The 23,656-nt window shown below is 69.6% G+C and carries 17 protein-coding genes; 6 read left to right on the forward strand and 11 right to left on the reverse strand.

Annotated features, from left to right (window positions below):
* Positions 1-2: 2 nt before the first annotated feature.
* Positions 3-968, forward strand: a complete 966-nt coding sequence (locus tag SPF06_RS10655) for a LysR family transcriptional regulator (RefSeq protein WP_323279036.1) — start codon at positions 3-5, stop codon at positions 966-968.
* Between the two features lie 14 nt (positions 969-982).
* Here the strand turns inward: SPF06_RS10655 and SPF06_RS10660 are convergent, their stop codons facing one another.
* The gene (locus tag SPF06_RS10660) at positions 983-1,795 is read right to left on the reverse strand and encodes an SDR family NAD(P)-dependent oxidoreductase (RefSeq protein WP_323279037.1); all 813 of its coding nucleotides are present in this window, start codon (positions 1,793-1,795) and stop codon (positions 983-985) included.
* A gap of 258 nt (positions 1,796-2,053) precedes the next feature.
* On the opposite strand from SPF06_RS10660, the gene SPF06_RS10665 reads away from it, so the two are divergent.
* Entirely contained in the window at positions 2,054-3,073 is a 1,020-nt protein-coding gene (locus SPF06_RS10665) for a VOC family protein (protein ID WP_323279038.1), read from the forward strand.
* A gap of 341 nt (positions 3,074-3,414) precedes the next feature.
* Positions 3,415-4,425 (forward strand): alpha/beta hydrolase family protein, encoded by a 1,011-nt coding sequence (locus SPF06_RS10670; protein WP_323279039.1) that lies wholly within the window; start codon positions 3,415-3,417, stop codon positions 4,423-4,425.
* Between the two features lie 93 nt (positions 4,426-4,518).
* On the opposite strand, the gene SPF06_RS10675 is transcribed toward SPF06_RS10670, so the two are convergent.
* The 10 genes from SPF06_RS10675 to SPF06_RS10720 form a co-directional block, all read right to left on the reverse strand.
* Positions 4,519-5,175 carry a 4'-phosphopantetheinyl transferase family protein gene (locus SPF06_RS10675; RefSeq protein WP_323279040.1) on the reverse strand — a complete coding sequence of 219 codons (657 nt, stop codon included), beginning with the start codon at positions 5,173-5,175 and terminating at the stop codon, positions 4,519-4,521.
* A 103-nt stretch (positions 5,176-5,278) separates the two neighbouring features.
* Positions 5,279-7,594 (reverse strand): MMPL family transporter, encoded by a 2,316-nt coding sequence (locus SPF06_RS10680; RefSeq protein ID WP_323279041.1) that lies wholly within the window; start codon positions 7,592-7,594, stop codon positions 5,279-5,281.
* Between the two features lie 16 nt (positions 7,595-7,610).
* Entirely contained in the window at positions 7,611-8,201 is a 591-nt protein-coding gene (locus SPF06_RS10685; protein WP_323279042.1) for a TetR/AcrR family transcriptional regulator, read from the reverse strand.
* Positions 8,202-8,222: 21 nt separating this feature from the next.
* Entirely contained in the window at positions 8,223-8,945 is a 723-nt protein-coding gene (locus tag SPF06_RS10690; RefSeq protein ID WP_323279043.1) for an alpha/beta hydrolase, read from the reverse strand.
* Positions 8,938-9,393, reverse strand: a complete 456-nt coding sequence (locus SPF06_RS10695; protein ID WP_323279044.1) for an SRPBCC family protein — start codon at positions 9,391-9,393, stop codon at positions 8,938-8,940. The genes SPF06_RS10690 and SPF06_RS10695 overlap by 8 nt, the downstream gene beginning before the upstream one ends.
* A 33-nt stretch (positions 9,394-9,426) precedes the next feature.
* Complete coding sequence (locus tag SPF06_RS10700) at positions 9,427-13,455, reverse strand: non-ribosomal peptide synthetase (RefSeq protein WP_323279045.1); 4,029 nt, start codon at positions 13,453-13,455, stop codon at positions 9,427-9,429.
* Positions 13,452-13,760 (reverse strand): acyl carrier protein, encoded by a 309-nt coding sequence (locus tag SPF06_RS10705; protein WP_323279046.1) that lies wholly within the window; start codon positions 13,758-13,760, stop codon positions 13,452-13,454. The genes SPF06_RS10700 and SPF06_RS10705 overlap by 4 nt, the downstream gene beginning before the upstream one ends.
* Before the next feature lie 30 nt (positions 13,761-13,790).
* The gene (locus tag SPF06_RS10710; RefSeq protein ID WP_323279047.1) at positions 13,791-15,638 is read right to left on the reverse strand and encodes an acyl-CoA dehydrogenase family protein; all 1,848 of its coding nucleotides are present in this window, start codon (positions 15,636-15,638) and stop codon (positions 13,791-13,793) included.
* A 16-nt stretch (positions 15,639-15,654) separates the two neighbouring features.
* A complete protein-coding gene (locus tag SPF06_RS10715; RefSeq protein ID WP_323279048.1) occupies positions 15,655-17,373 on the reverse strand; it encodes an AMP-binding protein in 1,719 nt (572 codons plus the stop codon).
* A gap of 411 nt (positions 17,374-17,784) precedes the next feature.
* Positions 17,785-18,564 (reverse strand): glycoside hydrolase family 16 protein, encoded by a 780-nt coding sequence (locus SPF06_RS10720; protein WP_323279049.1) that lies wholly within the window; start codon positions 18,562-18,564, stop codon positions 17,785-17,787.
* A gap of 228 nt (positions 18,565-18,792) precedes the next feature.
* Here SPF06_RS10720 and SPF06_RS10725 point away from each other — a divergent pair, with 228 nt between their 5' ends.
* The 3 genes from SPF06_RS10725 to SPF06_RS10735 all read left to right on the forward strand — a co-directional run bounded on the left by SPF06_RS10725 (position 18,793) and on the right by SPF06_RS10735 (position 23,631).
* A complete protein-coding gene (locus tag SPF06_RS10725) occupies positions 18,793-21,285 on the forward strand; it encodes a glycogen/starch/alpha-glucan phosphorylase (RefSeq protein WP_323279050.1) in 2,493 nt (830 codons plus the stop codon).
* Positions 21,286-21,472: 187 nt separating this feature from the next.
* On the forward strand, positions 21,473-22,672 hold the full coding sequence (locus tag SPF06_RS10730; RefSeq protein WP_323279051.1) for a pyridoxal phosphate-dependent aminotransferase: 1,200 nt from the start codon (positions 21,473-21,475) through the stop codon (positions 22,670-22,672).
* On the forward strand, positions 22,669-23,631 hold the full coding sequence (locus SPF06_RS10735; RefSeq protein WP_323279052.1) for a 2-hydroxyacid dehydrogenase: 963 nt from the start codon (positions 22,669-22,671) through the stop codon (positions 23,629-23,631). Before SPF06_RS10730 ends, SPF06_RS10735 begins: the two co-directional genes overlap by 4 nt.
* The last annotated feature ends 25 nt before the right edge of the window (positions 23,632-23,656 follow it).

Here is a 23,656-nt window from a genome sequence, read left to right on the forward strand (position 1 = left end):
GCATGAAAGAGGTCGACCTCAACCTGCTGCCACCGCTCCAGGCGCTCTTGGAGCTGCGCAATGTCTCCCGGGCCGCGGAGCGGGTCCATCTGAGCCAGCCAGCGATGAGCGCGGCCCTCGCGCGGCTGAGGCGGCACTTCAATGACGACCTGCTCGTGCGCGCCGGCAGGTCCTACGAACTCACCCCCTTCGCCAAGGCCCTCATCCCACGCGTGGAGCAGGCACTCCTGAACATTCAGGACGCCATGCAGCTGGGCGCAGACTTCGACCCGCGCGAAAGCGACAGGACCTTCGTCGTCGCCGCCTCCGACTACGTCACGTGCCTCCTCATCCGGAACCTGCGCACCCGCATCGCCGATTCCGCGCCCGGCATCGCCGTCGACTTCGTCACCACCTCGACTCTGCGGCCCAGCACCGAGCTCGAGGCATTCAGCGCGATCGACCTGATCATCGGGCCGATGGCCTTCACCTTCCCGGGCAGCTCGCGCCAGCTCTTCCGGGACGAGTTCGTCGTGGTCATGGACGCCCGGAACCCCCTTCTCGAAGCGCCGACGCTCACAGTGCACGACATCGCCATGGCACCTCAGGCGGTCGGGGAATTCGGCGGGAGCATCGTCACTCCCCCCATGCAGTTCTTCCGTCAGATGGAAGAGCCGCCCAAGGTCGCCGCTCACCTCACCGGCCTCCAGGCCCTGCCCACCGTCGTTGAGGGAACGGACCTGGTCGCCATCGTCCCGCGCATGCTCGCCGCCCAGGCGTCCAAGGCGCACCGCATTGCAGTCGTGCAGTTCGCTCCCGAGCTCGAGGTCCCACTCGTGGAAGCCATGTACTGGCATCCGCTCCAGACCTCCGACCCTGCAAACCAATGGCTCCGCGCGATCGTTCAGGACTCGATCAGGGGCATCGAGCAGCCCGAACTGAGGCCCCACGCGGTCGCCATCACCGGCCCGGCTCAGCCCCGGGTCTAAGGGCCGGGCGCTGTTCAGCGGCGCAGCGCGTCCGAGATTGACTTGGCGCCCCCATGCTGGCTCTGCCCGCCATCGACCGGGATCTCCGCTCCGGTGACGAACGAGGCCAGCGGGCTCAGCAGGAACAGGACGACGGCCGCCACCTCCTCCGGCGCCCCGGTGCGTCCCAGTGGGGTCTCCGCTATGCTCGCCTCGCGGAAGACGGGGCTTGCGCTGGCCGTCATGGGAGTCTCGATGAAGCCGGGGTGCACCGAGTTGACGCGGATCCCGCGAGGTCCCAGCTCCATGGCCGCAACGCCGGAGAGGCCGCGCAGCGCCCACTTGCTGGCGGTGTAGGCCACCGGGTAGTGGGCACTGAGCGCGGCCACCGAGCCGACGTTGACGATAGCCGACCCCGGGGGCATGAGGGGCACGCATGCCTGGATCCCCAGCAGGGGCCCAGCGAGGTTGACGTCGGCGACGGCGCGCAGGTCTCCCGGGGTCGCCTCCAGCAGGCGCGGCCTCCGCGTGATGCCGGCATTGTTGACCAGCCCGTCGATGCGCCCGTAGTCACGCTCTGCCTTCTCGGCCACCGCCGACCACTGCCGCTCCTGGGAGACATCCAGCTCGACATAGGAGACCGATCCTTGGGGTCCTGCCTGCACGTCCCGCAGCGCCGGCGAGGGGGCCTCGGTCAGATCAGCTGCGATGACTGTCGCACCGGCATCAGCCAGCATGCGCACCTCTGCCAGACCCTGGCCTCCATTCGCGCCCGTGACGACGACGACCCGGCCGGACATGTCGGTGCCGGCCGTGCCCATCGGGTCTCGCGGATGTTCGCGCTGCAATTCCAGGTCCTCTCCTCGCAGGGCATCACGCCCTCAGCCCCATTCTGGCGGCAGGGCGCGACGCCAGCGCTTCGGAACCCTGATGCCAGCTATCGACAACACGGATGGACCCATCCGAGCCGTTTTCGGCCTCTCCCGGAGTATCGAGCGAACTGATAGCTGCTATGCGGAACACCCGCTTCCCGACTCCGCTGAGATGGCGGACGCTCTTCATGGATCAAGGCCGCGAAATGGCCCCCGAAACGAAAGGCACTCATAGTGGAGAAGCTCCTGGCTCACCTGAGCCACCTCGAGATCGCTAGCCCCGACGTCGAGGCGTCCGCGAAGTTCTATGTCGAGAAGTTCGGCATGCGCGAGGTCCATCGCGCCGACGGGAAGGTCTACCTGCGCTGTTGGGGCGACTACGACACCTACAGCCTCGTCGTCGTCCCCGGGGCCGAGCCCGCCCTGGCCCGGATGGCCTGGCGCACCACCTCCCCCGAGGCGCTCGAGGTGGCAACCGAGCGCATCGAGGCCAGCGGCATCCAGGGCACTTGGAGCGAAGGCGGCTACGGCTACGGGCGTGCCTACGAGTTCACCGGCCCCTACGGGCATCCCATGCGCTTGGTGTGGGAGATCGAGAAGTACGCCGCACCGGCCGAATTCGCCTCGATCTACCCCGACCGGCCGGAGAAGCGCAGCCTCCACGCCGCGGCCCCGCGCTTCCTCGACCACGTCACGGTGGCTACCCAGGACGTGCGCGGCTTCGCCAAGTGGTACTCCGAAACCCTCGGATTCCGCGTCATGGCCTTCACCGAACTCGACGAGGTCCCCATCACCGTCTTCTCCGTCCTGACCACCAACGAGAAGTCCCACGACCTCGGCGTGGTCCTGGACACCTCCGACCGCGCCGGCCGGGTCAACCACATCGCCTTCTGGGTCGACACCCACGAAGACCTCCTGCGCACCGCCGACGTCCTGATGGAGCACGGCACCCCAATGGAATACGGCCCATCCATCCATGGCATCGGCGAGCAGAACTTCCTCTACTTCCGCGAGCCCTCGGCCCTGCGCGTGGAGCTGAATTCCGGCGGCTACCGCAACTACGTCCCCGACTGGGAGCCCAAGGACTGGAAACCCTCGGACGGCTCGAACAACTTCTACCGCAACAGCGCCATGCCGCACTCCATGACCGAGTCCTTCCCGTTCGCCGACGGATTCACGGCCACCGAGGAAGGCGCCTCCGAGGAGATGAAGGCCGCCATCCTCAACCCCTACGCCCAGCACGGCCGAGGCTAAGGATGCCGGCCGTCACGCCGAGGGAACCGTCGAGTGCGCGAGAGGCAGGACTGGTTCAAGCCCTCCCGCGCCTGGCGGGCAAGGTCGCCGTCATCACCGGATGAATGAATCCCTAGATCCCTCCGAAAGGAATCCCACGTGTTCGAGTACTTCCCCGGCAACTACGTCTGGAATCTCGGCGTTGTCGCCGCCCTGAACAGCGGGGGCCTGATCGACGAGGTCGATCGGGCCTGCAAGCCCCTGCGCGCGAAGCCGCCACCCGCGGCGAAGACGCCGGGACCGAGCAGTTCCTGGCCGCCTGGACCGACCTGGCCGACCAACTCCAGTCAGAGGCCGAGGAGATGGAGCATGCGGGAAGGAGCCTGACGGCGGGTCGGGTCTATGCCCGGGCCGCGAACTACCTCGTCAACGCCGAGCGCATGCAGAAGGCCGGCTCGCCGGGCCGACTCGAGACCTACAGCCGCTGCCTCGACCTCATGGAGCGCTCCTTCCGACTGGCCGACCCGGCCACCACCCGTGTCGAGATCCCTTACAAGGGCACCTCCCTGCCCGCCTACTTCACCAAGGCCCCCGCAGCAGAATTCGACCCGGTCCCGGTGATGATCATGTGGAATGGCCTGGACAGCACCAAAGAGCACATCTACCTCTCCGCCCACCCGGCCGAGCTAGCAGCCCGAGGCATCTCCACCCTCATGGTGGACTGCCCCGGAGCAGGCGAGGCCCTGCGCCTCCAAGGTCTCACCGCCCAGACCAACACCGAGGAATGGGCCGCCGCCTGCGTCGAATACCTCTGCGACCGCGACGATGTGGACCCGAGCGCGATCGGCCTCGTCGGCTGGTCGCTCGGCGGCTACTACGCCCCCCGCGCAGCCGCGTTCGAAAAGCGCCTCGCCCTCGTCGTCGCATGGGGCGCCAACCACGATTGGGGGGCCGTCCAGCGCCGGCGCCTCCAGCGCGAAGGCGAGCGCCCCGTCCCCCACTATTGGGACCATGTCATGTGGGTCTGGGGGCACAAGAACCTCGAGGAGTTCATCGACCACGCCGATAGCGTCCGCCTCGACGGGATCATCGAGCAGATCACCGTTCCGTTCCTCATCGTCCACGGCGCGAACGACCGCCAGATCCCCCTCGAGTACGCGCACCGATCCTACGAACAGGCCATCAACAGCCCTCACCGCGACCTGCACATCTTCACCACCGAGGAGGGCGGCGCCGAGCATGTAGGCCTCGACCACCTCCCCCACGTCAGCGCCTACGTCGCCGATTGGGTTGCCGCAGAGTTCGACGCTCTGGCCGCCGATCGAAAGGTCGCTGCCGCTGAAGGCCTCGCTGCTCGAAGTGGCCGAAGCTGATTGCCGAGGAAGCTGGCGTAGCTGAGAGGTGACATGCCGCAGTGGGGAGCGTCGTCGTCGTCCTCTCGGTGCCGTTGCTGCCCGAGCCCGGCATCAACGGACCGGCCCGGGGGCAGCCACCGAGGCGAGGAGAAGCCCGTGGGCCGCCGTCCAGCGACCCTCGACCGGGACCTCCCGGAAGAAGCCGCCCGCCTCGGGGTCGAGGAACTCGACCGCGAACGTGCCGTCCGACTCGATCCGTACCCGGACGTCCTCGAAGCCAAGCCACCTCCGCTCTCGCGGATACCACGCCTTGTACATCGCTTCCTTGGCGCAGAAGAGCAAGCGCTCCCAGCTGCGGCCCGGGTAGGTCACGGCGAGCGCGTCAAGATGCTCCTGCTCGGCCGCGGAGGCGACAAGGCGCAGTACGCCCGGGGGCAGGGGCGCGTCCGGCTCGGCGTCGATGCCGAGTGCCGCAACACAGTCAGTGGGGCCCGCCGCCGCCGCCGCGTAGCCGTCGCAGTGGGTCATCGAGCCCAGGACCGGCTCCGGCCACGGCGGCAGGCCATCGGCTCCAGGGGCGAGGGAAGGCCGGTTGATGCCCAGGCCCGCAAGCGCGGTCCGGGCGCACGCGCGCACGGTCCGGAACTCGCGCTGCCGCCGAGGGCGCGCCCGAGCTATCGCCGCTTCTTCCTCGGGGTGGAGGGCTTCGTCGAGGTCGGAAAACGTCTCGGCACCGATCACGCCGGATGGCAGAACACTGTTGATCACGATGTTTCCTTCCCGACGCCGATGGCCCAGGCGCGCGGACGCCATCCCGGGACCGGGGTGCGGGCTGGTCGTCGCCGCCCGCCCGCACCCCGGCCGCGCGGGGTCAGGCTCGCCCGCTCGAGGCGGTAGCGTGCTCGGCCGGCAGGGCTTCGGCCCCGACGGCGGGCGCCGCCAGTGCCTCCTGCGCAGACTCGGGCGCGGACTCCTGCGCGGACTCCCCATGGCTGAAGCTCGCGGACCAGCGCTTGAGGAACCTCGGGCCCCACCAGTTGACGTCGCCCATGAGCGCCATGACCGACGGCAGCAGGACCCCGCGGATGAGGGTCGCGTCGATGAGGATCGCGAGGCCGGTGCCGAGGCCCATGAGCTTGAGGTACAGGATTCCCGACGTCACGAACGAGAGGAACACGACGGCGAGCAGGATCGCGGCGGCGGTGATGATCCGGCCCGTCCGGGAGATTCCTGCGACGACGGCGCGCCGGTTGTCCCCGGTGCGGTCGTATTCCTCCTTGATGCGCGAGAGGAGGAACATCTCGTAGTCCATCGAGAGCCCGAAGGCGATGCACAGCAGGAGGAGCGGCATGTTCGAGACGACGTAGCCGGTCTCCTGGAAATCGCCCACGAGCCACTTGAGGTGCCCCTCCTGGAAGACCCAGACCATGATCCCGAAGGTCGCCGAGAGCGTGAGCACGTTCATGGCGATCGCCTTGATCGGCACGACGATGCTGCCGGTCATGAGCGCGAGAAGCACGATCGTGGCGAGCGCCATGATGCCGAGCGCCCAGGGCAGCCCCTGCGCCTGGCCCGCGAGGGTGTCCGCGAGGGTCGCCCCCTGGCCGGTCACCTGCACGGGGAACGGTGCGGGGAGGTCGCGGACGGCCTTGACGAGGTCGCGGCTCTGCGCCGAGAGCGGGTCGATGTGGGTCTGGGCCGTGAGATAGGACCCGTCGCCGGTCCTCGCCGCGAAACGCTGCGAGAGCGCGTTGGCGGGGGCAACTTGGTGTCCAGCGACGTAGCTGCCCGTCAGCGCGTCGACCCGGTCGACGCCGGGGACCGAGGAGAGCCGGCTCGCGTAGTCCGCGACCCGATCGGGTGCCGAGCCCTCGGTCCCGTATGCGACCACCTTGACGTCATCCTGGCCGTTGGTCGAGAAGTTCGCGCGCAGAGCCTGAGAGACCTGGCTCGCGGGAGCCTCCGACGGGAGGGCGCGATCGTCGGCCAGGCTGAACTGGATGGAGAGCGCCGGGGCCGCGAGGAGGGCGAGGACTGCGAGGACGACGCCGGCGAAGAGCACCGGCCGCCGCATCATGCGGTTCGCCCACGAGGTCCAGCCGCGGCTTGCGTGGGAGGCCGAGGCCTCCCGGGCCTCACGACGACGGCGGAGGAACGGGATCGAGAGCGCGTTCACCTTGGGCCCGAGGATGGCCAGGACGGCCGGGAGCGTGATGACGGCCGCCGCCCCCGCGAGCGCGGTCACCGCGATTCCGGCGTAGCCGAAGGACTTCAGGAAGAACGTGTTGAAGGCCATGAGGCCCGCAAGCGAGCACGCGACCGTGATGGCCGAATAGATGATGGTCTTGCCGGCCGTCGCGAGGGTGATCTGGAGGGCACGCTCGGTGTCTCCCGTGTCCGCGAGGGCGTCGCGGAACCGGCTGACCATGAGCAGGCTGTAGTCGATCGCGAGCCCGAGGCCGAGGCCTGTCGTGAGGTTGAGGGCGAAGATCGAGACGTCCGTGACGCCCGTCAGCCGGTCGAGGATGAACTGTGTCCCGACGACCGAGACGCCAGCGATCACGAGCGGCAGGCCGGCCGCCACGCCGCTGCCGAAGACCAGCAGGAGGATGATGAGCGTGATCGGCATGACGATGAGCTCGGCCCTGAGCAGATCCGACGCCGATTGGGCGTCGACGGCGTTGTCGACCGCCGTCTGCCCGCCGAGCTTCACGGTGAGCGGGCCGGTGGTTCCCGCGTAGCGGTCCGCCATGGCCTTGACCTGCTTCTTGGCCTCGGACTCGGTACCGCCGACCCGTGCGAGGATGAGCGCCTCCTGGCCGTTCCGGCTCTTGAGCCCCGCCTGCAGCTCGGGATTCCCCTGCGCGGCCCAGTAGGACTGGACCTCGGTCACGTTCGGCTCAGCGCGGAGCTTCTCGGTCAGTGCGGTTCCTGCCTGACGCGCCGTCTCGCTGTCGACCGAGCCGGAGGAGTCGGCGAGCAGGATGAGGTTCGGCGTTCCGCCCGCGAAGCGGTCAGCGAGTTCGCGGTCCGCCTCAGCGGAGGCCGAGGACTGGTCGATGTAGCCGCCCGTGATGAGCTTGTCGGACACCTTGGCGCCCAAGACGCCCGCGATGATGACGAACAGGAGCGAGACGGCGAGCACAGCCCACCGCCGTCGCACGATGAAGCTTCCCCAGCGGATCATGGCATTCTCCTTGACTTCACGTGGTTTCTTGGTCTGGGCGAGGGAGGGAGCGGAGCTGCGCAGCGATCTCGGCGCCGGCCCTCAGGAGAGGGGTCACGTCGCGGCGCGCCCGCGAGACGAGCAGCGCCCCTTCGAGCGCGGACAGGGCGAGCCAGGCCACGGACTCGGCCCGCTCCTCGGACACCCCGGTTTCGCGGAGCCTCGCGGCGACGACATCGTGCCACCCCCCAAAGGTTCCGCCGACCACGCCGGGGAGCTCCTCGAGCCCGTCCGGAACGAGCACAACCGGCGCCACGGGGCAGCCGTGGCTGTACTCCGACGAGCGGAGCTGTTCGGCGAAGAAGCCGACGACGCGTTCCATGGCGGTGCCGAGGTCATCGGTCTCGGCGAAGACCTGCGCGAGCAGGGCCCGGACGTGCTCGCCGGACTGCTGGACCGCCTCGACGGCCAACTGCTCCTTGCCGCCGGGGAAGTGGTAGTACATCGACCCGCGTGGCGCCCCGCTCGCCTCGAGCACTTCGTGGATCCCCGTCCCGAAGTAGCCGCGCTCCATGAGGAGCCGGGCGGTCGCGTCGATCATGTTCTGCCTCGAGGGTGTTCTGGCCACATCGATATTATGCAGACTGGTCTAGTTAATCTCAAGACACCGGGCGGCAATTGCCTCGACGACCGCCGGCACGTCCGGACCGACCGTCGCGACATGGCCGGCCTGCTCGAGGACGACCTCGCGGACGTCCTCGCTCGCAACCCGCGAGCGGATGAACTCGGCCGTCTCCTCCCCCGCACTCCCGTCCGACGCCGAGCGGACGATCGTGAGCGGCTGCCCCATCGAGCCCAGCCGACGCCGCACGTCCCGCCAGAGCGGCGGTAGCTGGGCCACGGCCTTCGTGGGCAGCCGCGGATACGCCCGCGGCAGCCCGCCGTCGTCGTTTCCGCCCGTGGCAACGGACCGCACGGCGAACCGCAGCACCGGGGCGAGCGGGAGCAGCGGATTCGAGCTCCCGAGCGTCGCATTGACCGCGACGACGGCGCCGACGTCTGGGCGCAGGGCCGCGAGCCGCAGCGCGATCGCCGCGCCGACCGAGGTCCCCACGACGACGACGCGCGGCGACGAGGCGGCAAGACGGTCGACGGCGTCGGAGGACGTCGCGTGCCAATCCCGCCAGCCGACGTCGGCCAGGTCCTGCCACCGCGTCCCGTGTCCCGGAAGGTTCGGGGCTTCGACTGCCGCTCCCCGAGCCCGGAGCGCCTGCGCGACGGGCTCGACGTTGGCCGCCGAGCCGCCGAATTCGTGGACGAGGAGGATCCCGGCGCCCTCGAGATCTCGAACGACGGCGTGCACCTCAGACATGCGCCGTCCCCTGATCGGCGGCGAGCCGTTCGGCAAGCCCGTGGGCATCCTTCTCGACCTGGCTGATGAGCACCCAGCGCATGAAGGAGGCCGGCAGGAGGCCGAAGAAGCGCCCGGGATCGACGGCGAAGTGCCACGCGACGTCCGTGCCGCCGTCGTCCGCCGCGGCGTACGTATAGCCGCCCTCGTAGCTGAACGGCCCGCTGACGGTCCGGTAGCCGGAGCGCACGCCGGGCTCGAAGGCGGTGATCTCGGCGACGAACTCGAGGTCCTGCCCGAGCATGTGGAAGGCGATCTCGTAGCGGCTGCCCGGCGCGGGCCCGGGGTCGAGGAGGCGGGAGCGGATCACGCTGCTCTGCCATTCGTCGTCGCGGGACGGATCGCCCAGGAGGGCGAACGCCTCGGCCGGCGGAACCGGGAGGCGGAAGGTGTGCTCCGCGTGAAGCATGGTCGTGCCTTTCGTTGCGGCGGGTCGGGCGGATCAGAGGGCCGGGAGCGCGGCTCGCCGTTCGGCGAGCGCCGTGCCGATCTCGGCGGCGACGGCCGCCGCGTTCGGGGCGTACATGACCGAGTTGTGGTCTCCCGCGACGGGCGTGACGTGCAGTGTTCCGGCCACGAGGCCGTCCCAGCCGAGGCATGGACCGTAGTCGGCTCGCTCGTCGGCCGCGGTGAGGAGCATGAGATCGACGTCCGCGGGCGGCGGCGTGTAGAGCTGGAGCGCGACGCCGCTCGCGAGATAGACCTCGAAGTACCTGCGCATCTGCTCCCGATCGGCGTCCGCCGGGAGGACGCCGATCGCGGCAGCCCGCGCGAGCACGTGGTCGAACGCCGCATCGGGGTCCTGGCCGCGGAACTCCTCCGGCGGAATGTCGAGCGTCCTCCCGTACGGGATCGCGAGGTCGCGCGCGAACCACGAGAGAAGAGTGAGATCGTCGGCGTCGGCCGGCATGTTCGCCGGAATCGGCGCGCGCGAGTCGATCGCGACCAGCAGCTCGACCGTCTCCCCCAAACGCCGCAGCTGCCGCGCCGCCTCGAACGCGACGACGCCGCCGAAGCACCAGCCGCCGAGGGCGTAGGGCCCCTCTGGCTGCTCGCGCCGCACGAGGTCCACGTAGTGCGCCGCCATCCGCTCGACGGTCATCTCCGACGCACCCGGGGTCTCGATCCCCGGCGCCTCGATCGCGCGGACCGGCAGTCTCTCGGGGAGGTGCCGGGCGAGCTCGACGTAGCAGAAGACCGTGCCGCCGAACGGGTGGAAGAGGAAGAGCGGGCGCTCGGCGTCCTCGCCCCGGCGCAGCGTCACGAGCGGCCCCTGCGCGGGCGCCGAGCCGTGGCTGCGCAGATGCAGGGCCAGGGATTCGATCGTGCTGTTGCGGAGCAGGTCGTTGACGCGCAGCTCCTCGCCCCATTCGTCGCGGATCATCGCGGCGAGCCGGACGGCGAGGAGCGAATGGCCGCCGAGCTCGAAGAAGTCGTCCCGGATCCCGAGGCGCTCGACGCCCAGGAGCTCGGTCCACATGCGCGCGAGGGTGATCTCGACGGCGTCGCGCGGCTCGAGGAACGATTCCCCCGCCTCCGCGGCCGGCTCCGGGAGCGCACGCCGGTCGACCTTCTTGTTCGCCGTGAGCGGCAGCTCGTTCAGCCGGACGACGGCGCTCGGAACCATGTAGGGCGGCAGGGCCTGCGCCGCCGCGGCGAACAGGGCCGGCGTCGTCGGCTCTCCCTCAGCGCAGCCAGGGGTGGGGACGACGTACGCGACGAGCCGTTCGCCGCGGGCATCGACGACGACGGCGCCGACCCCGGGAACAGCCGCGAGGACGGATTCGACCTCGGCGAGCTCGATCCGGTAGCCGCGCACCTTGACCTGGCTGTCGAGGCGGCCGTGGTGCTCGAGCCGGCCGTCCGACGTCCACCGGACGCGGTCCCCCGTGCGGTACAGGCGCTCGTGGGGCGCGCACGGCAGCCCCGTCCGGAAGCGCTCGGCCGTCAGTTCCTCGCGGCCCCAGTAGCCCGCCGCCACGCCGTCCCCGCCGATCCACAGCTCGCCGAACGTGCCCGGCGGAACGAGCCGCCCCGCTGGGTCAGTGACGTACAGCTGCGTGTTGTCGAGGGGCGTGCCCAGGTCGACCCCGCGCCCGCGCACGACCGGCCCTGCCGTGGACCAGATCGTCGTCTCGGTCGGCCCGTAGACATTCGTGAGGCCCGCGACGGCGCCCGTGAGGAACGAGGCCAGTTCCTCGGGCAGCGGCTCGCCGCCGCACAATGCACGGAGCCCTGGATCGCCGGGCCAGCCGGCCTCGCGCAGCATGAGCCACGTGGTCGGCGTGGCCTGCATCCACGTGGGGCGCACGGTCCCGATGCGGTGCGCGAGCTCGTGCGGATCGCGCGTCACGGCGCTCGGGGACACGACCACGCGCCCCCCGCACACGAGCGGAAGGAACAGCTCGAGGCCCGCGATGTCGAAGGAGATCGTCGTGACCGCGAGGAACACATCCTCCGGACCGAACCCGGTGCGGTTCGCCATGGACAGCAGGAGGTTGACGAGTGCGCCGTGCGGCACCGCGACGCCCTTGGGCCTGCCGGTCGAGCCGCTCGTGTACAGGATGTAGGCGAGCGCCCCGCCGGGGCGCGGCTCGTGGGCCGGAAGCCGTCCGGCGAGACCCTCGGCGCCGCCGAGCTCGTCGAGCAGGCTCACCCGGAGCGTCCCGTCTGCCGCGTCAGCCGGCCAGCTGGCCCGGTGCCGCTCCTGGGTGAGCAGGACCGCGAGGCGCGCATCCGCGGCCATGTAGTCGAGGCGGTCCGCTGGGAAGTCCGGGTCGAGCGGCACGTACGCCGCGCCGGCGCGGTGCACGGCGAGAAGGGCGACGACGAGCGAACGGTCGCGCTCGACCATGACGCCGACCCGGTCGCCTGGGGCGACGCCGCGCGCGAGCAGGTCGGCCGCGACACGGTCGACGGCGTCGGCGAGCCCGCGATAGGTCAGCTCGCCGTCGTCGTCACTCACCGCGACCGCGTCCGGGCGCGTGCGGGCCTGCTCGAGGACGAGCGCGAGGACGTCGGCCTCGGGCAGCGGGACCTCCGGGCCGCGGCCCCACGCCTCGAGCCGGCCGCGCTGGGCCGTGTCGGCGATCGCGAGGGCGGACATCGGGGCGTCCGGGTCGTGCACGGCGGATGTCACGGTCGCGACGAAGGCGTCGGCGAGGTCCCGGGCTGTGCCGGCGTCGAACAGGTCCGTGCTGTAGCGGAGGACGCCGACGTAGCCGCCGTCGCGCTCCCCGCCCAGCTCAACCCACAGGTCCAGCTGGCCCTCCTGCTGGGGCACCGGAAACGGGCGAAGCCGGGCCTCCCCGAGCGCGAGCTCGGCAGGCCCCGGCTCGAGCAGGAAGAACGGCGCGAGGTCCGCGAGGAACGGCAGCCTGTCCCACGCGAGGCCCGCCTGGGCGAGGGGCGCGTGGCTCGGATCACGGGGCGGGGACAGCTCGCTCACAAGCCACGGGAGCGGGGCCCGCTGGTCCCGCAGGCCATCGACGACGCGGTCGCGCGTCGCGGCGAGGAGCTCACGGAACGTCTGGGCTTCGTCGACCTCGCCGGTGAGCACAAGAGTGTTGACGAAGCTGCCGAGCGCGTCGCGGAAGCGCCGGTCGGTCCGCCCCGAGCTGGGCGTTGCGACGTTGACCGCGGACTGGCCGCTGATCCGGCTGAGGAAGAGCTCGTACGCCGCGAGGACGGTCATGAACGGGGTCGCCCCCGCGCCCATCGCGAGCTCGCGGATCCGGGTACTCGTGGCGGCGTCGAACGCTACCGGCACGGACCCGCCGTCGTACGACTGCGCGGGCGGCCGGGACCGGTCCGAGGGCAGCTCGATGCAGGCAGGAGCCGGGGCGAGGCGCTGGGCCCACCGATCGCGGAGCGGCAAGCTCGCCTCGCGGTCCGAGAGCTCCGCGGCCTGGGCCGCCGCGAACTCGGCGAACATGGATCCGTCGAGGGCGCGTCGAGGCGCGCCCGGGGTGAGCCGCGCCTGCACTTCACCGAGGAGAAGCCCGAGCGACCAGAAGTCGAGCGCGAGGTGGTGTGCGACCACCGCGACGACGGCCGAGCCCTCGCGGGCGAACACCTGGACGCGCCAGAGCGGCGCGCGGGCAAGGTCGAAGGGAACGCGGGCTGCATCTCGGACGAGCGAGCGGAGCTGGGCGTCGTCGAGGGCGCGCGCGTCGACGACCCGGATGTCGGGCTCGATCTCGGGCACGATCCAGAGGGCGGGCCCGTCGCTTTCCTCTGTGACGCAGACCCGCAGGGCCTCGGTCTCCGCGACGAGGTCCGCGAGCACCGTGCGAGCGTGCTCGGCGAGCTCGGCGTCCCCGGCCACCTCGGCCGTGAAGGCGAGGTGGTACGCGCCGCACGAGGGTTCGGTCTTCTGGATGATCCACAGGCCGCGCTGCTGTTCCGAGAGCGGGACTCGGCGGGCGCCGTGGACGGGCGCGGCACCGGTCACGAGCGGCGCGGCGGTCATGCCGCGGCCTCTTCGGGCGCCTGCCCCTGCGCCTCGCGGAGCGCCTCGAGGGCCGGGACAAGCTGGTCGACCGTGGGCGCGTCCCACATGAGGGTGGGCGGGATGTCCCGGATGCCGAGTGTGTCCTCGATGACGACGGCGACGTACATCGCCGTGATCGAGTCGACGCCGTGGCTCGCGAAGGTGCGGTCGGTCGCGAGCTCGTGCGGCGCGATGCCGAGCTCGGTGCTGATCGTACGCACAAGCAGCTCGCGGATGTCGTCGGAAGCGTTGGTGCTGGAGGAGGGGTTGATGGGCGTGGACATGGTGGTCTCCTAGGCGGGGTGGGGATGCGGTCAGGCGGGCTGGGGCGAGGGGGCCTGATCGAGCGGAAGGATCGAGAAGTAGCGCGACGCGTCGAGCTGCTCGACGAGCCGGTCGAACAGGTTCTCGGACATCGCCGGGGTCAGCGAGCCGGGATCGGGCCGCTCGGCGGACGCACGGTGGAGCGCCGCCTCGAGCCAGGCGCCCGAGGCGAACCACGGGCCGAGGTGATCGCGGTTGTGGAGCCACACCCCGACCGTGACCACCTTCGCGTGGAGCCCGCACAGCGCCGTCGCGAGGCGGACCATCCGCGCGGAGGTGCGCTTCGTCGACGTCGTCGGCGCGGCGGGGCCGAACGCCCCGGCCACGCCCACGCGCAGGCCCTCGACCTCCGCGAAGAGATCATCGAGCTCGTGCCGGAGCCGCGCGACCCCTTCCCGGAGGCGCGCGAGCTGCTCGGCTCGGCAGTCGCGATCCGGGACGAGCGCAGCAAGCCCGGCCTCCAAAGCCGGCAGGCTCGCGAGGACGGCGTCCTCTCCGCGGCCGAAGACGACAACCCGCTCGGGGCGGAAATCCTCGAGGAGGACCCTGAAGTCGTACAGCGCTGACCACTCCTCGCCACGCCTCGCCTTCCGAGCGCGGGCCATGAGGGGAAGCTGCGCAGCAAGGGCGTCGAGGCAGACGGGCTCGCTGCCGTCGAAGAGGGAGACGACGGCGCTGTCCCGGAGCATCTTCTGGAAGATCGCCTCGGGGCCCTCGGCCCGCATGTAGTACCGCGCGCCGAGGACGCGGGCGAGATTCCTCGACGAGTCGTCGACAAGCCGGGTGGACTGCACCTTGGCCAGGCTCGACCAGGTGCTCGCCTCTGCCGGGAAGAGGTGAAGCCCCCGGGCCGCGACGAGTCCAATGCACTCGGCGATGAGGAGGCTCAGGTAGGCGTTCGCGAGCGTCTCCCGGACGTGCGGGATGTCCGTGGCGGGCCCGTCGTAGAGGCGCCGGTCCCTCAGGTAGCGGGTTACGACGCGGAGCATCGTGTCGGCCGCGCCGAGCGAGAGGCCGCCGCAGAACGTCCTCGTGATGAGCAGCCCCCGGAGCGCGAGCTCGAGCCCCTCGCCCTCGGCGCCGATGCGCGAATCTGCAGCGAGCGATGCGCTCTCGAAGCCGATGCCACTGATGTCGCACCCGCGCAGTCCGTAGACGGCGACGCGCGGCAGGTCGACGATCCGCTCCCGCGGCAGCTCGGCCTTGCGGACGAGGAAGAGGGACTGGGAACGGCCGTCGCGGCCGGGCGCTGTTCGGGCCAGGAGGATTGCGTGGGTCGAGGTGACTGCGCGGTTGATCGGCCATTTCGAGCCGTCGAGGACGTACCCGGTGGGGGTCGTCGTCGCTGTGAGGTCGTTCGCCGTGAGGTCGGCGCCGTGGTCGCGCTCGCTGTAGGCGAGGCACGGGATGACCTCGCCGCGCAGGGCCTCGTCCGCCAGCCGCCGCCGCTGTTCGGCGTCCCCGCCGAGCCACACGAGCACGGACCACAGCTGCGTGCTCTGGCTGATCGCGACCGTGAGGTCGCGGCGGGCGAGGACCCTGGCCTGCATGAGGAACTGCTCGCACCACCGGAGCCCTCCCCCGAGCTCGGCCGGCACGCAGTATCGGTGCCAGCCGAGCTCGCGCAGGAGGCCGAGAGCGCCGTGCGGGAGTTCCTCGCGCTCGTCCGTGGCGAGGGCCTGCGCGAACGAGAGGACGCGCGCGGGATCCTCGGGCGAGCCGAGCTCGCCCTCCATCCGGGCGACATCCGCGAATTGCGGCAGGCGCGCGGCTGAACTGTCGAGTGTTGCGCCGTCGAACGCGGCGCCGTCGAGCCTTGCCTCGTCGATCGTCGTCATCCGTCTGCCCCCGGCCTCAGTGCGCCGATGCCTGCGCTGCGACGGCCCGGCGGGCGGGAAGCCCGTGGCCCCTGGACGCGAGCAGCACCTCGCCCGCGAGCTCGCCGTTGCGGCACGCGCGGATGAGGGCCCGACGGCGCGGCTTGCCGCTCGAAGTCCGCGGGATGACGCCGCGGTTCACCCGGACGACCGTGAGCGCGAGCTCCGCGTCGGTCGCCGAGCGGACGACGGCGGTCGCCTCGCCGAGCCACGTGCCGCCGTCGGACTCGACGACGACGATGGCCTCGTTGCCATCGGGCGTCGCCGCGAGAGCGACGGCAACGTGCCCGGCCGCGATGCCCTCGACTTCCCACAGGAGCTGCTCGACGTCCTCGGCATGGACGACCCGGCCGCGGACCTTGAGGCTTTCCCCCCGCCGGCCGACGACGTAGACCTCGCCGTCGAGCATGAACCCCGCGTCGCCGGTCCGCAGACCGGCGTCCGTGAAACCGCTCGACGCGCCAGGCTCAAGGGCCGAATACCCCTGCGCAACGCCCGGCCCCGCGACCCGGAGTTCGCCGAAGTGCCCCTCGGGCACCGTCGTGCCCGACTCGTCGACGACGTCGACCGAGGCCCCGGGCATCGGCCGCCCGCAGGACGCGAGCCATCCGGACGTGTCCGGGACGCGCGTGCCGAGCACGGCCTCCTCGATGATGCGGACCGGCTCGCCCGGGACCAGCTCACCGTCGTGCCGGACCATCCGGCACGGACTGCCCGGCGTGATGCCCGAGACGGCGAGCGTCGCCTCGGCCATGCCGTAGCACGGTGTGAAGGCCGTCGGCCGGAAGCCGAAGGGCTCGAGAAGGCGCGTGAACGTCGCCGTCACCGAGGGATCGACGCGTTCGGCACCGCTCATCGCGACGCGCCAGCTGGAGAAGTCCATGCCGTCGAGCTGTTCGGGGCGGACCTTGCGGTTCACGAGGCTGTACCCGAAGTTCGGCGAGGCGGTCGTGGTCGCGCCGCGGCGGCCGAAGAGCTCGACCCAGCGCAGCGGCGATCGGAGGAAGTCGGTCGGGGTCATCATCCAGAGGTCGATCTGGGCCGTCACGGACCCCAGGAAGGTCCCGACCAAGCCCATGTCGTGGTACGTGGGGAGCCACGAGGCGGTCGAGTCGTCTGGCCCGACGCCGAGCCAGGAGAGGATGCTCGTGACGTTCGCCGCGAGGTTGGCCTGCGAGACGCGAACGCCCTTCGGCGTGCCGCTCGATCCGGACGTGAATTGGAGAAGCTGGAGGCTGTCGCTGTCCACGCGGGCGATCTCGCCCGGGGCGGCGCCTCCGGGGTCACCGGCCGCTGCGATCTCGGCTCCGCTGCCCGCGAGCCGCAGCCCCTCGCGGCCGAGGTCGAGGAGTTCGGCGTCTGAGAAGAGCGCGCGCGGCCGGGCGACCTTGGTGATCTGGGCGATGTGCTCGGCATACCGATCCGACGCAGAGGTGAGCGGCGAAGCGATCGGCGAAGCGACGGCTCCGGCGGCGAGCGTCCCCAGGAACCACGGCACGAAGCGCCTGGGCTCGCTGATGACGAGCGAGACCACGTCCCCTGGGCGGACGCCGTGCTCTCGCTGCACCGTGGCGATGCGCCGGGCTTCCTCGGCGAGCGATGCGTATGAGCGGTACGTCCACTCGTCGCCGCGTTCGGCAAAGCGGATGCCTCGGTTCGGCTGCGGATTGTCCATCCAGTCAATGACAGACTTCATGATTTCCCCGTTGATCGTGATTCTGACGACGCTCACGCGCCGTGAAGGCGAAGGAAAGGTCGGGACGGCGCGAAGTGGCCGGGAAGGGCGTGGCCGGGGTTGGCTCCCGGTTCCGCTCGTGAAGACGGCTCGCCTGCTCGCGAAGCGCCCGTGGGCCCTGATGTCGACCCCACGCGGAGCCGGACTGGGCCTCCTGACTGAGGTCTCCACGTCCGACGCAAGCCACCAGACCGTCCTACATATGTTTCGGTCGTGTCTCTTCTACGGGCGTTTGAGCCACAGGAGCTCATACCCAAGGACTAAATCGATAGTACATCGACTTGATTTATAGGACAAGAGGTGTCTGCTCAGGTGAGCGATCGTCGCAGCCGACTGCGGAACCGGAAGCTTCGCTCCACGTCCCGCTGCCAGCTAATGCCAGACGCGAACGTAGTCGACTCGAACGGCATTGGCATCTCCGAGGCCTTGAATTCCGTCCGTATAGCCGAGAGCCAGGATGAGGTATTCGGGAGACTCGTGGTCGGTCGTGGCTGTGGTCCAGACTTTGGCGCCATCCACGTAGATGTCGATGGAACCGACCTTGCGGTCAATGGCGTAGGTGTGCCAGCCATTCGACCAGCATCCTGAGAACGTCCCCGACCCGGCCTTCTTGTTCGGACCGTGATAGTTCGCCGACAAGAGATAGTCTGCGCCGCTGCCGCCCCAGCCAGCAGCTTCGGCGATGTCGATTTCACCGGTACTCGGCCAGGATTGGCCGTCCGTCAGCCATGCGGGCCAGTTGTAGATGGTGCATGCGCCGGCCGGGCCTGGGAACCAGATGCGCGCTTCCGCGTAGCCGGTCGTGAACTGGAACCCAGTGTGACCGACCACGCCATCGCGCGGGTTCGTGGACAACAGCGCGCCGTGGGTCGAATCCGAGAGCTTGAGGTCAACTTCGCCATTGCCGTAGGAGACGTTCGACGAACATGTGTGGACACTGTTCATGGTGGACGCGCCCACGCAGTCGCGCCTCCAGTACGGTGTCCAGACGGTCCGATTCAGGGACGTGCCGTTGAACTCGTCACGAAACGCGAGCATCCGGGCCGCGCCAGTCCAGCCCACGGGCTGAGGATCGGTGTTGACCGCGGCCGCCGCAGTGCAGCCAGTCAGCAGCAGGACTAGCGCGACGGCAACGGCGGTGATGCGGCGCATGCGGCACGTCTCTCTATCGGAAGACCGGCGAGCGTTGAGGCCCGTCCTGGATCAGAGACATACAGACCATTCTGAACGGATTCGGGAAAATGTGAACATCCTGCCGCACGGGCCGGGGCGGCGGTGTGTCTCACACTCGCCGCCCTCCGTCTGTGACGGGCGTGTAAATTTTCGGTCGACGGGGCAGATCTGTCGTCAGGCGTCGGCGGCATTCGCTACCGTGGCGTGATGGCCCCCGAACGCATCTCCCCCGCGAAACACCCCCTGGCGCTGGCCCCGGTGACCGCACCGCCGAGCACGGTCGACGGCTTCGTGCGCGAATTCCTGAACAACCTCAACTTCCGGCAGGGCGTGGCCCTCTCCTTCTCGAGTGGGAACGACAGGTATCTCGCGCTCGCAGAGACCGTGCGCGACTACCTCATGGCCCGGTGGCTCGAGGACCAGCGCCGCCAGCGCGAGCGCCAGGCGAAGGGCGTGTGCTACTTGTCGGCGGAGTACCTGCTCGGCAAGCAGCTCGACAACAATCTGCTCGCGAGCGGCCTCACTGAGATTGCCACGGAGGCCCTCGCGTCGTGCGGCATCGACATCGATGAGCTCCGCCGTCTCGAGCTCGAGCCCGGCCTCGGCAACGGAGGCCTGGGCCGCCTCGCCGCCTGCTTCATCGACTCGCTTGCCACCATGAGCGTCCCGTCCATCGGCTACGGCCTCCGGTACGAATACGGCATCTTCCGGCAGACGTTTGTCGACGGCCAGCAGGTCGAGCAGCCCGATCGGTGGCTCGCAATGGGCTCGCCGTGGGAGTTCCCCCACCCCGAGGCCGCGCAGACGATCTCCTTCGGCGGCCATACCGAGAAGTACGACGACGACGGCGTCGAGCGCACGCGCTGGATCCCCGCGTGGAACGTGCAGGCGGTGCCCTTTAACTACATGGTGCCCGGCTATCAGAACGGGCGCGTCAACACGCTGCGCCTGTGGAGCGCCGTCGCGACGAACGCGTTCGACCTTGGCGTCTTCAATGCGGGCGACTACGCGGAGGCGGTGCGGGCGCAGACGTTCGCGTCGAACATCTCGAAGGTGCTCTACCCCGAGGACTCCACTCCGCAGGGCAAGGAGCTGCGCCTGCAGCAGCAGTACTTCTTCGTCGCGGCGTCCATCCGCGACTTCCTCGACAACCAGCTGTCCGAGGGCTACGACCTCGCGAACCTGCCGAACCGCGTCATCTTCCAGCTGAACGACACGCATCCCGTGATCGCCGTGCCCGAGCTCATGCGCGTGCTCGTCGACGAGCGGCACCTCGAATGGGCTGACGCGTGGGCCATCACCCAGGGGTGTTTCGCCTACACGTGCCACACCTTGCTGCCCGAGGCACTCGAAGAGTGGTCCGTGGACCTCCTTGGGCGGCTCCTGCCGCGGCACCTGGAGATCATCTTCCGCATCAACGAGGAGTTCCTCGCCGCGGTCCGCGAGCAGTTCGGCGACGACGAGCTGCGCATCCGGAACATGTCGATCGTGGGCGAGTACCCCCACCGGTCGGTGCGGATGGCGTACCTCGCCACGGTCGCGGGCGCGAAGGTCAACGGCGTCGCCGAACTGCACTCGCAGCTGCTGCGGGACAAGGTGCTGCCCGACTTCGCCGAGTTCTTCCCCGGCAAGTTCACCAACGTCACCAACGGCGTGACGCCGCGACGCTTCCTGCGCCTCGCGAACCCCGGCCTGTCGTCCCTCATCACGGATGCGCTCGGCCCGCGGTGGGTCACCGATCTGGAGCGCCTCCGCGAGCTCGAGGCCTACGCGGCGGATCCTGAGTTCCGTGCCGCGTTCGCGGCCGTCAAGGCTCACAACAAGGTTCGGCTCGCGACTGAGCTCAAGGCCCGCGACGGGCTCGAAGTCGGTGACGGCCACCTCCTCGACGTCATGGTGAAACGCCTGCACGAGTACAAGCGGCAGATGCTCAAGGTCCTCCACATCGTCACGCTGTACGAAGGCATCGCGTCCGGACGCGTCGCGGCATCCGAGATCACGCCGCGCACGTTCGTCTTCGGAGCCAAGGCGGCGCCGGGGTACGCAATGGCCAAGCGCATCATCCACCTCATCAACGCGGTCGGATCAGTCGTCAACGACGACCCGCGCGTCGAAGGACGCCTCAAGGTGCTCTTCCCGCCCAACTATGACGTCACACTCGCCGAGTACGTCATCCCGGCCGCCGACCTGTCCGAACAGATCTCCCTGGCCGGCAAGGAAGCCTCGGGCACCGGCAACATGAAGTTCGCGCTCAACGGCGCGCTCACGATCGGCACCGACGACGGCGCGAACGTCGAGATCCGCGAACTCGTCGGCGACGACAACTTCTTCCTCTTTGGCATGACGGAGCCGGAAGTCGAGGCGCTGTGGGCCAAGGGCTACCGGCCGAGCGAGTACTACCAGACGGACGCCGACCTGCGGCGCGCGATGGACCTCATCGCGTCCGGCGCGTTCTCGGGCGGCGACCGCTCCACGTTCGAGCCGATCATCTCGAACCTGCTGTACGACGACCGCTTCATGGTGCTCGCCGACTACGCGTCCTACGTCGCGGCGCAGAAGACCGTGGATGCAGCTTACGCCGACCAGGACGCGTGGACCCGCTCCGCGATCCTCAACGTCGCGCGGTGCGGCTACTTCTCCTCCGACCGGTCCATGCGCGACTACATCGACCGCATCTGGCACACGCCGCCGACCCCGTAGTTGTCCCAGTAGCAAGAGGCCGTACCCCCAAGCCGGGGTGCGGCCTCTTGTCATCGGACGCTCACGTATGTCAGATCGATCCGCACCTCAGTCTTGATCCCACACAACGGATTCTAATATATTAGTCCTATACTAGAGTGGCATCCGCCTGAGGATCGAACGTCAACTCGATGAGGAGTGGAACCGTATGCAACAACTCGCGAACCGGCTTGAGCGTCTAGGCACCGAAACGGCCTTCAGCGTCGCCCAAGCCGCCGCCGCATGGAAGGCCCAGGGGAACCGCGTGTTCCCCTTCCACCTTGGCGACATCAACATCCCGACGGCCCCGCATATCGTCGAGGCCATGAATCGGGCCATCGCCGACGGCTACACGGGCTACTGCCCCGGTCCGGGGATCCCGCAGCTGCGTGAGGCCCTCGCCGAGGATCTCGGCTCGCGTCGCGGCATCAGCTTCTCTCCCGACAACGTCGTCGTGATGACGGGCGGCAAGCCGGTCATCACGAAGTTCCTCCAGGCGGTCATGAACCCGGGTCAGGAGGTGCTCTACCCGAACCCCGGCTTCCCGATCTACGAGTCGCAGATCGAGTACCTCGGCGGCACAGCCGTGCCGTATCGCTACCTCCCCACGAGCGAGGGCTTCGCGATCGACCTCGACCAGGTGCGCGCCTCGATCACGCCCAACACCGTCGCCATCATCTACAACGACCTTCAGAACCCCATCTCGGCCGAGTCGACGGCGGCCGAGCGTGAGGCCATCGCGCAGCTCGCCCAGGAGCACGATCTCTGGGTCCTCTCCGACGAGGCCTACTTCGAGACGCGCTACGAAGGGGTTTCCAGCTCCATCGCGTCGCTCCCGGGCATGGCGGAGCGTACCGTCATCCTCTACACCTTCAGCAAGAAGTTCGCGATGACCGGCTCACGCCTCGGCTGCGCCGTCGCCCCGCTCGAGATCGCCAAGGTGCTCAGCACGCTCAACACCAACGACGAGTCGTGCACGACGCACTACGTCCAGTGGGCTGGCATCGAAGCACTCCGCGGTCCGCAGGAGCCTGTGCAGCACATGCTCGACATTCTGCGCGGGCGCCGGGACGCCGCCTGCGAGCTCGTGAATTCCATCCCGGGCATGCACGTCGCCGTGCCGCAGTCGACGTTCTACCTCTTCCCCGACGTCACGGACGCCATGGAGCGCATGGGGTACACGGCGGTCGGCGACTTCGCCACGGAAGCCCTCTACAAGACGGGCGTCTCCTTCTGCACGCGTGAGCACTTCGGCCGGCGCCAGCCCGGCGAAGAGCGGCAATACATCCGGCTCGCCTACTCGGGCATCGACGTCGCCGACATCCGCGACGGCCTCGGCCGCCTGCGCGAATGGATCGAGACGGCATGAGCCGGGTCGTCGTCACGGGGCGCGTGCCCGACGCCGCAATCGAGAAGCTCCGCGCCGAGCACGAGGTGGATGCCTGGCCGGGTCCGGATTCGATTGGCCGCGAAGAACTCCTGCGCCGCGTAGCCGGCGCTGACGCCGTCGTGAGCCTGCTCACCGAACGCATCGACGCGGAGCTGCTCGACGCCGCCGGCCCGCAGCTCAAAGTCGTGGCGAATGTCGCCGTCGGCTATGACAACATCGACGTGCCAGCCTGCGCCCAACGGGGCGTCGTCGCCACCAACACCCCCGGGGTGCTCACCGAGGCGACGGCAGACATCGCGCTCAGCCTCATCCTCATGGCGACCCGCCGACTCGGCGAGGGGGAACGGCTCATCCGCTCCGGCCAGGCCTGGAAGTGGGGCATGTTCTTCCTGCTCGGCAGCAGCCTGCAGGGCAAGACCCTCGGCGTCGTCGGCATGGGCGGCATCGGCCAGGCAACCGCGCGCCGGGCCAAGGCCTTCGGCATGGAGATCGTCTACCAGTCACGCCGGGAGATCGACCCCCAGATCGCCGCCGAGCTGGGTGCCCAGCGGGTCGAGCTCGACGAACTGCTGGCCGTCTCCGACGTCGTCTCGCTGCACTGCCCCTACGGACCCGCCACGCACCATCTGATCGGCGCGGAGCAACTCGCGGCGATGAAGAGCTCGGCGTACCTCGTCAACACCGCCCGCGGGCCGATCGTCGACGAAGCAGCGCTCGCATCCGCCCTTCGCGAGGGTCGGATTGCTGGGGCCGGACTCGACGTCTACGAGCACGAGCCCCGCGTGCACCCCGAGCTGCTCGAACTCGAGAACGTGGTGCTGGTCCCGCACTTGGGCTCCGCCACCGTCGAGACGCGCACCGCGATGGCGATGCTCGCCGCAGACAACGCGCTGGCCGTGCTCAGCGGCGAGCGACCTCCCACCCCGATCGGTCAGTAAACGGTCGTTTGGGCAACGCGAGTAC

The sequence above is a fragment of the Sinomonas terricola genome, from assembly GCF_034931225.1.
GTDB classification, from domain to species: domain Bacteria; phylum Actinomycetota; class Actinomycetes; order Actinomycetales; family Micrococcaceae; genus Sinomonas; species Sinomonas terricola.